General features: G+C 64.7%; 13 protein-coding genes. 7 read left to right on the top strand and 6 right to left on the bottom strand.

Annotated elements, in window-relative coordinates:
* Nucleotides 1–19: 19 nt before the first annotated feature.
* Nucleotides 20–313: a hypothetical protein gene (locus ACI8UR_RS02660; protein WP_411714621.1), complete on the bottom strand. Its 294-nt coding sequence runs from the start codon at nucleotides 311–313 to the stop codon at nucleotides 20–22.
* Here ACI8UR_RS02660 and ACI8UR_RS02655 point away from each other — a divergent pair.
* Complete coding sequence (locus ACI8UR_RS02655) at nucleotides 312–1,538, top strand: CynX/NimT family MFS transporter (protein ID WP_411714620.1); 1,227 nt, start codon at nucleotides 312–314, stop codon at nucleotides 1,536–1,538. The two genes, ACI8UR_RS02660 and ACI8UR_RS02655, sit on opposite strands and share 2 nt — an antisense overlap.
* Here the strand turns inward: ACI8UR_RS02655 and ACI8UR_RS02650 are convergent.
* Both ACI8UR_RS02650 and ACI8UR_RS02645 read right to left on the bottom strand, forming a co-directional pair.
* Complete coding sequence (locus ACI8UR_RS02650) at nucleotides 1,535–1,996, bottom strand: response regulator (RefSeq protein WP_411714619.1); 462 nt, start codon at nucleotides 1,994–1,996, stop codon at nucleotides 1,535–1,537. The genes ACI8UR_RS02655 and ACI8UR_RS02650 overlap by 4 nt on opposite strands.
* 99 nt (nucleotides 1,997–2,095) lie before the next feature.
* The gene (locus tag ACI8UR_RS02645) at nucleotides 2,096–2,245 is read right to left on the bottom strand and encodes a hypothetical protein (RefSeq protein WP_411714618.1); all 150 of its coding nucleotides are present in this window, start codon (nucleotides 2,243–2,245) and stop codon (nucleotides 2,096–2,098) included.
* 256 nt (nucleotides 2,246–2,501) lie between these two features.
* Between ACI8UR_RS02645 and ACI8UR_RS02640 the strand changes: the two genes are divergently transcribed.
* Entirely contained in the window at nucleotides 2,502–4,703 is a 2,202-nt protein-coding gene (locus ACI8UR_RS02640; RefSeq protein ID WP_411714617.1) for a hypothetical protein, read from the top strand.
* Nucleotides 4,704–4,844: 141 nt separating this feature from the next.
* On the opposite strand, the gene ACI8UR_RS02635 is transcribed toward ACI8UR_RS02640, so the two are convergent.
* Nucleotides 4,845–4,982 carry a hypothetical protein gene (locus ACI8UR_RS02635; RefSeq protein ID WP_411714616.1) on the bottom strand — a complete coding sequence of 46 codons (138 nt, stop codon included), beginning with the start codon at nucleotides 4,980–4,982 and terminating at the stop codon, nucleotides 4,845–4,847.
* A gap of 315 nt (nucleotides 4,983–5,297) precedes the next feature.
* On the opposite strand from ACI8UR_RS02635, the gene ACI8UR_RS02630 reads away from it, so the two are divergent.
* The 3 genes from ACI8UR_RS02630 to ACI8UR_RS02620 all read left to right on the top strand — a co-directional run bounded on the left by ACI8UR_RS02630 (nucleotide 5,298) and on the right by ACI8UR_RS02620 (nucleotide 9,613).
* On the top strand, nucleotides 5,298–5,891 hold the full coding sequence (locus ACI8UR_RS02630; protein ID WP_411714615.1) for a hypothetical protein: 594 nt from the start codon (nucleotides 5,298–5,300) through the stop codon (nucleotides 5,889–5,891).
* A complete protein-coding gene (locus ACI8UR_RS02625) occupies nucleotides 5,891–7,648 on the top strand; it encodes a GMC oxidoreductase (protein WP_411714614.1) in 1,758 nt (585 codons plus the stop codon). Before ACI8UR_RS02630 ends, ACI8UR_RS02625 begins: the two co-directional genes overlap by 1 nt.
* A gap of 231 nt (nucleotides 7,649–7,879) precedes the next feature.
* The gene (locus ACI8UR_RS02620) at nucleotides 7,880–9,613 is read left to right on the top strand and encodes a hypothetical protein (RefSeq protein WP_411714613.1); all 1,734 of its coding nucleotides are present in this window, start codon (nucleotides 7,880–7,882) and stop codon (nucleotides 9,611–9,613) included.
* A gap of 139 nt (nucleotides 9,614–9,752) precedes the next feature.
* Here ACI8UR_RS02620 and ACI8UR_RS02615 read toward each other — a convergent pair whose 3' ends face one another.
* Both ACI8UR_RS02615 and ACI8UR_RS02610 read right to left on the bottom strand, forming a co-directional pair.
* Nucleotides 9,753–10,175: a GtrA family protein gene (locus ACI8UR_RS02615; protein ID WP_411714612.1), complete on the bottom strand. Its 423-nt coding sequence runs from the start codon at nucleotides 10,173–10,175 to the stop codon at nucleotides 9,753–9,755.
* Nucleotides 10,176–11,603, bottom strand: a complete 1,428-nt coding sequence (locus ACI8UR_RS02610) for a sulfatase (protein ID WP_411714611.1) — start codon at nucleotides 11,601–11,603, stop codon at nucleotides 10,176–10,178.
* 229 nt (nucleotides 11,604–11,832) lie between these two features.
* Between ACI8UR_RS02610 and ACI8UR_RS02605 the strand changes: the two genes are divergently transcribed.
* Nucleotides 11,833–12,654: a transcriptional regulator TbsP domain-containing protein gene (locus tag ACI8UR_RS02605; RefSeq protein ID WP_411714610.1), complete on the top strand. Its 822-nt coding sequence runs from the start codon at nucleotides 11,833–11,835 to the stop codon at nucleotides 12,652–12,654.
* Between the two features lie 142 nt (nucleotides 12,655–12,796).
* On the top strand, nucleotides 12,797–14,551 hold the full coding sequence (locus ACI8UR_RS02600) for an archaellin/type IV pilin N-terminal domain-containing protein (RefSeq protein ID WP_411714609.1): 1,755 nt from the start codon (nucleotides 12,797–12,799) through the stop codon (nucleotides 14,549–14,551).
* Nucleotides 14,552–14,593: the final 42 nt, after the last annotated feature.

The raw sequence follows: 14,593 nt of genomic DNA, 5'->3' as shown, positions 1-14,593 counted from the left end.
TCCTTCTCGGAACGAGCGTTCAACTGTCGGCCGGTTCAGACTCCTCGGTCGAGAGTTCGAGCGTCACCGTCGACCCGCCCTCCGGTCGGTTCTCGATGGCGACGCGCCGTCGCCGTTCGTGACGGCCAGCGCCGGAGTGGCCTGCCGGAACGGGAGCGGTTAATACGCCCACCCACTGCCTGCTCACGCGGGCGGAGTTGCGCGAGGCCGTCGACGGCGTGACGATACCCGAGGACTGCGAAGCCATCGAACTCTGAGCCGCCGGCTCGAAGCCGTCGGATTCTTCCGGCCGCGCGCCGCTACGTCGAACCATGAGCGATGAGGTGCCGTCATCCGTCGAGACGGCGGCGTTGTTGGTGCTGGGCGGGCTCGGCTACGGTGCGTTGCTGTTCGTCTGGTTCGCACTGCCTGCGTACCTCCAGCCGATCATCGAGGAGTTAGGCCTGACGGGCACGCAGGCGGGAATTTTGGCGGGTGCGGTGCCGCTCACCTACATTCCAATTGGACTGGTGAGCGGCCTCATCGTCGACCGCCTCGGCGCCCGGACGGGCATCGGTGCCGGCATCGCCTTCGCCGGCCTCGGGCAGGTGGGTCGGTCGGTCACCGCCACCTTCCCCTCGATGCTGGCGCTGACGCTCGTGATGGGCATCGGCGCGACGGGCATCACCTTCGGCATGCCGAAACTCGCCTCGGAACTGTACCCCGCCGAACGTGCGGGGCGGGCGGCGTCCGTGTATCTGGTCTGTTCGTACGCCGGCAGCGCCGCGGCGTTCGCGCTCGGCCGACCCATCATCGGCCCGGCACTCGGTGGGTGGCGCCCCCTCTTTCTCGCGAGCGGACTCGGAACGCTCGTCGTCGCGGCCGTCTGGGCAGCCGCCGCGTGGTACGTTCCCCCCGGCAGCCACGAAACCGACACCGACGAGGCGCTCACGCTCGCGTCGCTGACTGATGACCTCCGCGCCGTCCTCGGCCACCGTGACCTCCGATTGCTCGTCGTCCTCGGGACGATGTACCTGCTCGTTCTCCACGGCGTGCAGGGGTGGCTCGTCACCATCCTCGAAACGCGCGGCGTCTCACCGGAGCTCGCGGGCAGCGTCACCAGCCTCCTCGTCGTCGGGCAGGTCATCGGCGTCCTTTCAGTTCCCGCCCTCGCAGAACGACTCGACCGCACCCGCGAGGCGCTAATCGTCTGCGGCGGCCTCGCCTGCGCGGGCGTCCTCGGCCTGCTGACCGAACCCGGTCTCGTCCTCCTGCTCGTCGCGCCCGTCATGCTCGTCGGCTTCGGAATGGGCGGGCTCTCACCCCTTATCAGGGCCATCCCGGTCGAACTGGAAGGCATCGGGCCCGAACTGACCGGCACTGCGGTCGGCATCGTCTTCGCAGTTGGCGAAATCGGCGGCTTCCTGGGTCCGGTCATCATCGGCTCGCTTCGGGAGCTTACGGGTTCGTTCACACCCGGTTTGCTCATGTGTGCCGTCGGGACGCTCGTCGCCGCCGGTGCTGGCGCGGCGATGTCGTCACTCGACACCGAAGCCTAACCGTCCAGCGGCGTCTCGGAGGCCGCCCGCCCGCCCGGCAATTCGTCGATTTCGCCGAGGTGGCTAAGCGCCTGATACCGCGTCACGGCGAGCGTGATGCGGTTTGCGAGCAGTTTGTAGTGGTGGGTGCCCGTCTCCTTGGGGATGTAGTCGGTCGCACCCGCGGACATCGCCCGCTCGACGATTTCCTCGCCCGTTCGGTTGGTAAACAGGACGAACGGGAATTCGGGGTAGTCGCGACGTATCCCCTCGCAGAGTTCCAGCCCGTCACATTCGGGCATATCGAAGTCGCTGACGATACAATCGACGTGTTCGGCCTCGATGTACGCCGGAACCGCCGTTGGATCCGACTCGCTGAGAACGGTTATCGACTCGTCGGCCCGCTCCAGAAATTCCGCCGCCAAGTCTCGGAAGGCGTCGTCGTCGTCGACGTGTAATACCTGAATCGAATCGTCCATGGTTAGGTCATCCGGCCGACACGGCGCGGCGGCCGCGCGTTACGGCCGACACGGCGCGGCGGCCGCGCGTTACGGCCGACACGGCGCGGCGGCCGCGCGTTACGGCCGCTCGCCGGCGGCCAGTTCCTGCTGAATCGCCTCGTAGCAGCCATCACACAGCGGTACCTCGTCGTGATTCGTGTTTCGAACCAGCAACTCGTAGGTATCGGCGTCGTCGGCCCCACAGTTGATACAGCACTCCTCATCCATGTTGGTTGTCTCCGCGTTCAGGGATAATAAAACACGCCACTGTTTTGTACTCCTAAACGTCACGTCGCCGAAACGCTCGCAATCTTTTTAATGAGATAGCACGGAACTGTCAATCCATGACTGGTTCGTCGGTCGTCGCGACACGCTCGTCCTTTCGTCCGAAGTCGTTTGCCAGGGGCGAGCACTCGCTGACTGTCGGCCCCCTCGACCGGCCAACGGATGCCGAATCACGCCGCGTTCGAATCGGAGGGGGCCGATGAGCGACACGGTCGTTCCCCGATTCGAATCGCTCATCGGCCAGAGGGGCGTTCACATCCGCGACCCCGTCGAAGACGTCCAGGCGATTCTCTACACCGACCAGTCGGTCGACCCCACGCCCGCACCGACCCAGGGGTTCGTCTACCCCGTCGATAGCGCGACCGAAATGACGGTCTCGCGGATTCGGACGCCGTTTCTGCTGGCGGTCTGGATTCGTGATCTCGATGGGAATACTATCGACAAATTCGACCCGAACGACGCCCCGACCACAGTCCCGTGTGACGACTACCTGCTCGAACTCGCGGGAATGGGAATGAAGGTTTACGCACGCGCTGAGAATACCAGCATCCGATTCACTCCAAAGGACGACACAGTCGACCTCCTGTTCGACGCCGACACCATGATCCGGCTGGGAGCCCGATCGCTACACTCCCAGCCCGCACGGACACTCACGACTACGAGCGACCCCACCGACCTCATGCGTGCCGTCTCGCTCTTCGGCAACGCCATGAAGACGTGGTCACCCGAGCGCACGTGGCCGTCCCTCCGCGGGCACCCACCGCTCCTCGAACTCGGCGACGAGCCCGCGATACCCGACGGGCTCACACCACCACCGGATAACGGAATCGGCCTCACTATCCCCGCCGAACAGGGGTGGCTCTACCCGGCCGTCCCGCTCGCCTACTGGCTCGGCGCGACCGTAGAGCCCGGAGCACCCACACTCCACGTCGGCAACCGACGCTATCCGCTCGGGATGGCAGGCGGCTACGAGGCCGACAGCAAACGCGAGGCGTTCGAACAGCACGTCCGCGACATCCTCCAGTTTACCTTCCTCTTCGACTGTGCGGTGCGGACTGAAGGGTTCTACGACGTGGAACTGGATGCCCGTCGACGCGTCGAAGCCGCCGGAATCCCGCTCGACATTGAAGGGCTGTACGACGCGCCGCTGACCGAACGCGTTCAAACGTATCTCGACCTCGACAAATCTTTCGAAACCCTCGCCGGGCGTATCGGGCGACCGGGTTGGCGCCTCACCGCGGATGTCGAAGACGACTCCGACAGGGCGACGATTATGCCGTTCCTCGCACGCGACCTTGCCGTCGTCCGGTGCCCCTCTGATGAGGTCATCGCCGCGTCGACCAAGGAAGCAGCATCGGAGAACGTCTTCAACGCGGGAACTCCTGGCGGCACGTCGAACGTCGGGAGTGACGTCCTCACCCGGTCGTCGTCTACTCCTGACTCGACCTCGGAGAACGCGAGCAGAGAACGAGTCATCCACCTCCCGGATGCCGACAGTATGGCACAGGCGTGGGTCGGCGACGGCTTCGCCGTCGGAGCCGCGAAGGCGAGCACGACATCGTATCTACAGCGGCTGGAGAAACACGCCGAAGGCAACTCCCGCATCAGCATCGACGTCGTCGTCAACGACGAGGAGATGTTCGACGAGGCCAGCGTCTCGGATATCTACGGAAAGCGAGAACACCTCGATTTCGACATCGATGTCCACCAGGGCCTTTCCCAGTCCGAACTCGCCAACGTGTTCGAACGCGAGACCGACTTTATCCACTACATCGGTCACGTCGAACCGGAGGGGTTCAACTGCTCGGACGGATATCTGGACGCAAACCAACTCGGCAGCGTCGGCGCCGATACCTTCGTGTTGAACGCTTGTGCGTCCTACGAGCAAGGCCAGCGGCTGGTCGACCAAGGAGCCATCGCGGGCGTGGTGACCCTCGAAAACGTCATCAGTTCGGTTGCGACAAAAATCGGAAAGAACGTCGCCCGCCTGCTAAACTACGGATTCCCCATCGGGAGCGCCACCGGATTGATTCGAGAGACGATGTTTACTGGTTCCAGCTATGCTGTCGTCGGCGACTCGAACGCAACATTAGCGCAGTCGAATATACCCGTCCCAAACATTGCCAGAGTGAGAATTCGCGGAGACGGTCGGTTCGATATAAACGTAGAGATGTTCTCAAGCTGGAACTACGACGTTGGAGCGATGTATCACCCACTACTCGAAGGGTGTGACTGCCACTACGTGGTACCCGGTGAGGTTGACACGTTTATTGTAGATGAGCCCGGACTTAAGGACTTCTTTGAACTTTCGACCTTCCCTATCGTCGGGGCAGGAAACCTCTACTGGTCGGATGAAATAACCGTTCAAGAGCTTCGAGAACAGCTACGACCCTACGCCTGAAGTCGGTTTATTCCTCTCCAGTGGAGCTACTCGATTGAATCACTCCAGTAAAGCCGACTAGCCGAAGATTCCTGTCTTTGGATGACGGCTGTAAATATTACGAGCCGATTTAATCCCAGTCGAATCAACCGTTGTTTCTGATTACGGCCCCGCAGTAGCGGTGCCGTTCGCCGCCACCGAACCTGCCTGCGTCAGCAGCAGCATCATCGTAAACAGGACGCCGGTCATTTTCGGGTGCTCTGCGAGGAAGTTCGAGACTGCGTTGTTGTCTCCGGACATGACAGTCTTGCGTAAGACGGCTCGGTAAATAAAAATACCTTAATATTTAAGACAAGTCATTAGAATTGATTTTAAATTGTATGCACTGACACAGACTCTGAAATGAGAGGTTATGGCCAAATCCGAGGATTTAGGCGATGCATCAGCCGTTTTATATCCACCACGTTGCACTGGGCCGGGCCAGCTATCGGAACGTATCACATTCCGGTAAGTTCCGGAGATCCCCGTCGTCCGTGATAGACGGCCCAAAGTTGACGGGAGTTCCGCCGGAGGCAGTCGTATGGCAATCTCACGCATGGAAGAGGTGACTCGCCAGTGAGCCACACGCACGGCACGTTCGCCGCACTGGTCGACGCCATCGTTCCGGAGACGCCGGCGTTGGCCGACCGCGGCGAGGAACACGTCCCCGGCGCCCTCGACGTCGACCTGGAGGAGGCGGTCATCGAGCGCGTGAACAACTTCCTCGAAACGCACGGCGCGGCGTCGCTGGCCGGCGATGCGGTGCCGCTTGCCCCCGCCGTCGCGACGCTTCTGGACATCGCCGCCACGGAGCTGCTCGTCCGACGGCGCGCCGCTGACGGCCTCAACACGCCCGACGAGGAGTTCTCCCGCGGCGTCTTCTCGCGACTGTCGCAGGAAGACCGGCTGCGCGCACTCCGCCTGCTCGAAGACGAGGGCGTCTTCGCACGGGCAGCCGACCGCTTCGACGCCACCAGCCTCGCCGCAATCCAGTTCCTCGCGAGCTCGATGCCGATTCTCATCGAGTTCACCTACTACTCCGAGGTGACCGCCGAGGAGGACGAAGAACGGTCGCTCGGCTGGAAGCAGGCTGAGTATCCGGGCCCGGCGGACGGCTACGCGGTCGGGATAGGCTACGAAGTAGACGAATTCGAGGAGAACGACTACTGATGCGCGAACGCGAAACTGACGTCGTCGTGGTTGGTGCGGGTGGTGACGGCCCGGCGCTGGCCTGGCGACTCGGCCAACTCGGCATCGATGTGACGATTCTGGAGGCCGGCCCCTTCTACGGCAACGAGGAGTGGCCGGCGCCGAACGAGGCACCGGGCGGCGATATTTCGGCTGCTCCCGCCGACCTCTCCGGCGACCTGTACGACGAGCAGTTCACCTCGAAGGAGGGCGACATGAACGATCCCGTCACCGGCAAACTCCGGTGGGGGCCGGCCGATTCCGAGCGGCCGCCGTGGCAGCGCACGGTTCCCCAGCAGGCGCTCGTTGCCCAGCTCTCCGGCGTCGGCGGGACGACCCAGCATTACTACGCGAACCACCCACGGGCGTTCGTGACGGCCGTCAACGACCAGCCCCACTGGCCCATCGACTACGAGGCGCTGGTGCCGTATTACCAGCATCTGGAGGCGGCCCACCCCATCAGGCCGGCGCCGACGACGCCGAAAGGCGAGGCGTTCTTCGAGGGCGCCCGCCGCGCCGGCTACGGCCTCAACGACGGCTACAACGTCGTCGAAGAGGGGTACCGGCCGTTCCCGAACGCCATCACCCAGCCCGACGAGCGGCTGATGCGCGACGGCGGCGAGGAAGCCGACGACGACGAGTATCGCTATCCGGACTACGAGGGCGACACGCTCGCGATGCACGAACACCAGGGCGGGCCACAGCCCCGCGAGGCGCCGTTCCGGGAGCGTGCCAAACGCTCCTCGAACGTCTCGCTCGTCCCACGGGCGTTCGACACCGGCCACGTCGAAATCCGGCCGAACGCCTTCGCGACGGAGATTCTGACCGAAGGCGGCCCCGGCTCCATCGAGGCTACCGGGATCGAGTTCCGCGATACGTGGGCCGGAACGTCCGAACGGATTCACGCCGATACGGTCGTCCTCGCCGCCGGCTGTATCGAGACGCCGCGGCTGTGGCTCAACAGCGACCTCCCGGATAACGGCTGGGTCGGCAAGGGACTGACCACCCACTGGTTTGACTTCCTCGCGGGCACGTTCGACCCCGACACGCTCGAAGCCCTCATCGGCCAGCGCGCTATCGAACCGCACCAGGGGCAGGCCGCGGGCGCCCGCCTCGACGTCCCCGGAAAGGGCGGCATCGCCGTCAACACCTTCGCGCCCGGCGTCACCGCGATGGCCCACTACGCGGCCGGGCAGGGCGACTGGCATTTCGACCGCGACACCGCTGGCGAGCCGTGGGACACCAAGGGACGGCTCGCGGGCCAGAAGCTCAAAGAGCAGATGGCCGATTACCGCCGGACGCTGACGCTCATCTGTCACACCGACGACCGGCCGCGGCAGGCAAACGGCGTCTCCGTGGACGAAGCGACCGAGGACGAACACGGCCCGGTGCCGCTCGTCGAGTGGGAAGCCCATCCCGACGACGACGCGCGGCGCGACGCCCTCGCGCGACGGGCCGCCGAGGTGCTCGATGAAGCCGGCGCAGAGCACATCCACCGCACCGACGCCGCGCCCATCCTCCTGCATATGCAGTCCTCGATGGCGATGGGCAAGGTGCTCGATACGGGCGGTGAGGCCTACGATGTCGACCGGCTGTTCGTCGCCGACCACTCGGCGCTGCCGAACGGCGTCGGCGGCGCGAACCCGACGCATTCCGGACAGGCGCTTGCCCTCCGCACCGCAGAGCACGTCGCGGAGCGGTACTTCGACGGCGCCGCCGACCCAATCGGTGAACTCTGAGCCACGAGCACCGACCGACCCGTCTGAACCGAGCGCAGTCGGCTGAATCCGGCTGCGTTTTGAGCCACGAACCCCTCGATTTTGCCAGCGTTCGACCCGCGCACGCGTAATTATCTTTCGGTCGTTTCGGGGCCCGAAATATGGTACAGCTACTATATGATGGACTGACAACTCTCGGGTAATTAGGGGGCGTGCTGGCCAACAGCCAGCCGGTTCCACGGGTGAATACGTATGGACAAACCAACACCAGGGCCGGAGAACGTGCTCTTCCAGACCGGCGAGCACGCCGACTGCGATGAAGCGGCCTGTATGAACCGCCTCGGCGTCGACGACCCCGAGGCGGTGGACGTCCTCTTCGTTACGTTCACCAAATCCGCCCGCGAGCGGCTCGACGCCTGGAAGCGCCATGCCGAGGCGCCGCCGGCGAACATCGGCATCGTGAGCGTCGAGATGGGTGGCTCCGGTGGCGGCGAGCGAGTCGGCTCCAACGGCGGGCCGGCGGTGCGCCGCATCTCCGACCCCAGCGACCTCACCGGCGTCGGCATCGCCATCTCGGAGCTCCTCTCCAACTGGAGCGGCGACGGCAAGCGAACCGTCGTTTGCTTCGAATCGGTCACCGCGCTCCTCCAGTACGTCGACTCCAACCGCGTCTTCCAGTTCCTCAACGAGATCACCTCGAAGTTCGAGCACGCCGGCGCTCGCGGTCACTTCCACATCACACCTGCGGCCCACGAAGAGCAGGTGCTGAGCGTGTTGACGTCGCTTTTCGACGACCGCGTGACCGCAGCCGACCTCGGGCATGCTCCGGACGCGGCTGCCGAAGCCGATGGAGCGGCCAGCGAGGAGGCCAGCGAGGGGGCTAGCAAGGATACCGAGGAGACCGCAGCAGCCTCCACGACGGCCACAGCAAGCGATCCGGACGACCCATTCGAGTACGTCAGTGACCGCGACGACGGGGAGTCGGCGGAACCCGATGCTCAGGAAGAGAGCGAGCCGTCGGAGTTCGAGCCGGCAACCGAAGCCAGCGATACCGACGTTGCGGAAGCGGTCAGTGCCACCAACGACTCGGCTGCCGAAGCCAGTGACAGCGAGGTTGCGGAGGCGGTCAAAGACACCGACCTCACCGCTCCGAGCGAGGATGCCGAGACGGACGACGACCCCGCATCGCTCGTCTCGTCGGTCATCAACGGCGAGGTCGATGCGGACGCCGACACTGAGGCACCGGTGGACGGCGCCGATACCGAGGCCACCGCCGACGAGCCGACAGACGCGCCCGACGACGAACCGGACGCGGCCGACGAAGCCGACGAGAAGGCCGACACCAAGCGCCGGACGGACGAGCGGATGCAACACATGGGCGCGAGCGCCGACGACTCGACGTTCGGTCGCGGCTCCTCACAGCCCACCGAATCGACGCTCACGGCCGGGGCGACAGTCGACGACGAGGACGACGAACCGACCAGCGGCTCGCCGAGCCGGTACGCGCTGTACCAGCGAACGACGGCAACAGTCGTCGGCGTCGTCGTGATGCTCGTCCTGATCAGCTTCTTCGCGGCGGCGATGCCCATCCCTATGGGCGTCGACTCCGTCGGCGACGCTACGAGCACGGCGACCCCCGAATCGGCCGCTGCCGCCGGGAACGACACCGCGACACAGACGCCGACGCAGGCATCGACCGCGACAGCAACCGCGACGGCAACGGCCACACCGACAGCAACCGCGACCCCGACCGCGACAGCAACGCCCGAACCGACGTCGGATTCCACGAGCGGGTCATCATCGGACAGGTCGACGGCGACCTCGACGCCGGCGCCGACAGCGACCTCGACACCGGAGCCGACACCGGCGCCGACAGCGACCCCGACCCCGACACCAGTGTTCCCCTCGGATGACGACGGTGGCATCATCGATACCCCGAATGACGACGGTGGCATCATCGATACCGTGACGAACGGGACGCTGTAACCGCCGTTTACCTTTGTTTTGGTCGTCTTCCGATGACGTTCTCGCTGACCGACGGGTCGGCGTGACCGGTATGTCGCTGTCGCCTCCCCTCGGGCGATGACGACGCGCCGGATTCGACGTCACATCTGCGATTCTGACCCTATCGCCACGTCCACCGGGAATCGAGGACGTAGCGATAAACGCCGCTGATGACGATGCCAGCGGCGTTCGCGATGATATAGTGGAGTGTAGTGCCGCTGACGAGCCCGTACAGCACCACCAGCTGAATCGGGATGGCGGTGCCGCGAACGAGGTTCGTCTTGAACAGGCCGTACAGATACGCTCTCTGCCCCGTCTTGCGGCTCGCGTGGAACGTCCAGGCGTTGTTCAGGATGTACTGGAAGATGATGGTCGTCTCGATGGCGAAGACGGCAGCGATGAGATAATCGAGCCCGCCCTGTTCGACCAGCAGCCACAGGAGCACGATCTGGATGCCGGCGGCGACGGCGCCGACCACGATGAATCGCCGAAGCCGAATCGCGGCGGGCCCTTCGACGAGCAGGCGGAGCTGCCGTCGTACCATCTATTTGTAGCCGAGTGCGGAGAGGCGTCGTTCGATGTCCGAATCGACCTCGCGGTCGTCGGGTTGTCCCTCGCTTGACAGCGATTCACCGTGGGCGATGGCCAACGGGCGGAGCCGTTCGCGTGCCAGTGCCACCGCACCGTCGTGCTCGTCGTCGGAGCGGTCGTCCTGCTGGTCGGGGTCGCTCGGTCGGTGGTAGAGTTCATCCTCGCCCGTTTCGATGTTTCGGATGTACGTCCACTCGGTCGAGCGCGCGCTGACGAGCAGGTCGCCGTCGTCAAGCTCTCTGGGGATAGGCTGGCTCGTGACGCGGTCGCCGCGGACGGCCACGGAGATGACCGGGTCATCGGGCGGTGCCTCCCCATCCATGACCGCAGAGGCGAGGCTGTCGCCCGCCCACGTCTCGTCGCCATCGATGCCGAAGAGGTCACACACCGTCGGCGGGAGGGCATCGAGCCCGACGGCGGACTCGATACGCTGAGAGTCGGCGCCCGGCACGTCCACGATGAGCGGGACGTGGATGAGTTCGTCGTAGAGTTTCGGATAGTGGGCGAGGTGGCCATGGTCTTGGAACTCCTCGCCGTGGTCGCCAGCGACGATGACGGCGGTTTCGTCGTCGACGCCGGCTGTTTCGATGGTTTCGAGCAGCCGACCGATGCTGGCGTCGATCTGCCGAACCGCGCCCTGATACAGCGTTCGCAAGTCCTCGAGCGTCCGGTCGTTGACCTCCAGACCGAGGCCGGTACGGGTGTGGGCCAAAAGCATCCGGTGGGTGCCGAGTCGTGACTCCGAGACTTCGCGGACGTATCGTGGCGCGGGGACGTACGGCGTGTGGGCGTCCATGAAATGCACCCACAGGAAGAACGGCTCGTCGGTGTCTTCGATGAACGACTGGGCGTTCCGTTCGACGTCGAGCATCCGCGAGGTGTCGAGGAAGGGGAGTTCGTCGGTGTTGCCGCGGAGTTTCGCCGAAAGCCGCCTGAACGGGGAGGTGGCGAGTTGAATCCACCCTTCGACGGTCGGATGGGCTGCGAGATAGCGACTGTAGATGGTCGAACCGACCTCGGCGACGAACGATCCGAAAGCGTTGAACCCGTCGTCGTACCCCCAGTGGGTCGTCAGGAAGCTGTTGGCCGCGTTGAACCCGCCCGTCTCGATGCCGGCCGAGGAAAGCGTCTCGGCGAGCGTCTGCGATTCCTCGACGCCGATGGTGCCGTTGTCGGCGAACGCTGGCCGCGAGGCGAGGATGCCCGGGAACGAGAAGGGCGTCCAGTTGCCCGTCGCGAAGGCGTGTTCGAAGACTGTGCCACTGTCGGCGAGGCCGTCCAGGACGGGCGTGTGGCGTGCGTCGTCGTAGGGGCCGGTCGCGTCCGCTCGAAGCGAATCGACCGTCACGAGGACGACGTTGTCGATGTCAGTTTCGGTCATCTGATATGGGGGTTCCTGGGTCGCGTGTCGTGTCCGAAGCCGCCGCCAGCACCGTTTCGTAAGGCGTGATGCGACCCGTACGCGTCCGTTGTGCCTGAACCTTATGATTTGACGCCCCCCCACGGAAAACAAAGTTTTGGTCGCCTCGGATATCGACTCGGCCTGAGACGAGTATTCGGCGTCGAGGCGTGGCCATCGGCTTTATTTCGGATCAGCCTGATTTTTCTCTATGGACGGCAGGGACAATATATCGGCACGCGAGGAGGCGGTTTCGGAACTCCTCACACAGCTTTCGGATGACGCGTACCTCACCGCTTCGGCGCTCGACGATGTCGCGGCCATCGTTTCGGTGCTGGAGTCGACGGCGCCCGACGCTGATGTCAGATTGCTCGTCGACGAGCGGACGGCTCGAGAGGTTCGGAACGCGTTCGTCGTCGCATCGAAAACCGCTGCCGTGATGGACGAGAGTGTCCTCGAGGTTCGGTCGGTCGATTCGGCGGCACCGTTCACGACGCTTCTGGTCGGCGCCGAATCCATTGTCGGGCTCGCGGCCGTCGCGGGGTCGGTCGTGACGACGCTCGAGGCTGAGGCGGAAGCGGAGCGTGTCGAGGCTGCCCGTGACGCGTTCACAGACCGGTGGGCCGAGGCGGAGGATTTCTCGGTTCGAGCACCTGCCTACTCGAGGATGCTGTCGACGCTCGAAGAGCGTCTCGGCGAGTCGGTGCGGGGCGACACGGAGCGCCTCTTCGAGCAGGCCGTAGAGGAACGGGCCAGCCGAGAGCTCGACCCGGTTCGGCTGACGCTGCTCGTCGGCGCCGCCCACGAGGTGCAGTTCTACGAACTCGGCCTGTGGGGCGAATCCGAGGATGTCGCAAGCAGGGCGAAGTTCTCACGAGAGAAACAGCAGCTCGAGGCCCACGACCTCGTCGACACGGAGAAGATTCCGTCGGACATCGGGCGGCCGCGTCAGCGGCTCGTTCTCGGCGACGCGGTGGCCGGCGCCGACGCCGACGAGGCGTTCGAAGCGGCTCGGGAGACGCTCGGATCGTAGCGCGACCCAGACGGCTGTTGTGATGGCGCGCTGGCGGTCGAAAGAGCTCCGTGAGGGCCGCAATCACGGGCGGCATCTTCACAGCGCGAAGCTGCCTTGCGGTGTTTATCCGACGAGAGCCCATACTATGGAGTATCTTTGAATGATTCGGCCATCTTTCATCGCCGGGGAGCGGGGACAGTCGTCGGTTATCGGGACGGTTCTGCTCATCGGCATGGTTTTCGCTGGCATCTCCGCCATCGCGCTGTTCGGCGGGTCGGCGGTAACCGACCTCGAACAGTCGGCTGACGTGGATCGAGCGACGACGGCGATGACGCAGTTCGATAGTCGGGCGTCGGCAGTCGTGTTGGGCAACGCCGACAGCGCCCGCATCCAGTTCGGGAACACCGGCGGCGGTACACTTGATACGCGGTCGTCGGGGTGGATGCGGGTCACCATGGAGAACACCTCCGGCGAGACGGTACTGGTCAACGAATCGCTCGGGGCGTTCACCTACGACGTCAACGGTGACCGCGTCGCCTACCAGGGCGGCGGCGTCTGGCAGGAGCGAAGCGGCGGCGCGACGATGGTGTCGCCGCCGGAGTTCCACTACCGCGATACGACGCTGACGCTGCCTATCGTCCGGCTCGACGCTAGCGAATCGTTGAGCGGCGGCGCTGAATCAGTCACGGTGCGGCACGCTGGCTACTCCGAGGTGACAGGGTTCGCCCTCCCGCTGCAAGAAGGCGGCGTCAACGTGACCGTCCAGAGCCGGTACTACGAGGCGTGGGGCCGTTTCTTCGAGGACAGAACCGAGGGCACCGTCAGCTATGACCATGATGCCCGGACGGCGACGATTCAGTTGGTGACGCCCGTCGACTCCCCGCAGGTCTCAGGCGGCGTCGTCTCGACCGGTGCGGGAACGGAGATGGACTTGGACAACAACGTTCGCGTGAACTCGTATAACTCCGCGGCGGGCGAGACGCCGGACACCAGCTACACGATGGCCGACAACAACGGTCGTATCGTCTCGACGGGCCAGGTGACGTTCAACAGCGGCAACGTCAAGGTGGCCGGTGATGTCGTGGCCGGCGACAATATCGAGTTCGACAGCGACCAGCCGGAACTCCGCGGCGACGCTTTATGTGCGCAGGGGAATCCGGACTGTGTCGCGCCCGAGAACGAAGACCAGGTGCGTGGCGAGGTGAAAAACACCAGCATGACCGTTCCGCAGCCGTCGCCGGTGGGTGACCTCGTTGCCGACAAACTCCGGGATATCGAGGCCCGCAACGACAACAACGAGACGGCCGCCATCGACAACCGACGACTCGACTGGTCGGGTACGGACACCATCACGCTCGGGACGGGTCGGTATTATCTTGAGTCCATCGAGATGGCCGATTCGGGCAATCAGGAACTCGTCCTCGACACGTCGAACGGCGACATCGAACTGGCTGTCGGCGGCAACGTCCACCTCGATGGAACGACCATCACCGTCAAAGGCGACGGTGTCGTTCGGACGTTCGCTGACGTCGGCGACGACGGTGATGGCGATATCGACCTCGACAACGGCGCCACGGTTCGGGTCGTCGACGGGAGCCGAACGTATAACTCGACGCAGTTTTGGCTCTACGGGCCGCCGACCGTCGACGCCGACATTCAATCGGGCTCGGAGTTCACGGGCGTCCTCTACGCTCCCGGCGGCCGCGACTCGGACGGCGAAGTCGACATCGTCGGGTCGACCATCGCCGGTGCTATCGTGGCACAGGTGTCGAGCATGGACGAGGGGAGCGGGCCGACCCGCATCCACTACGACGAGGCGCTCGAAGACCTGACGGCCGTCGAGGCTGCAAACCCCGACGACCCCCGGGTCACCTTCATGCACATCACGGTCAACGAACTCGAGGTCGAGTCCTGAGCGGGCGGCCGAACATCCAGAAGGGACTGCCGGACGCGAAAG

The organism is Natronomonas sp., assembly GCF_047616845.1.
Classification (GTDB): Archaea; Halobacteriota; Halobacteria; order Halobacteriales; family Haloarculaceae; genus Natronomonas.
Note: the sequence above shows the minus strand (reverse complement) of the source record. Positions and strands in the feature narration are given on the sequence as shown.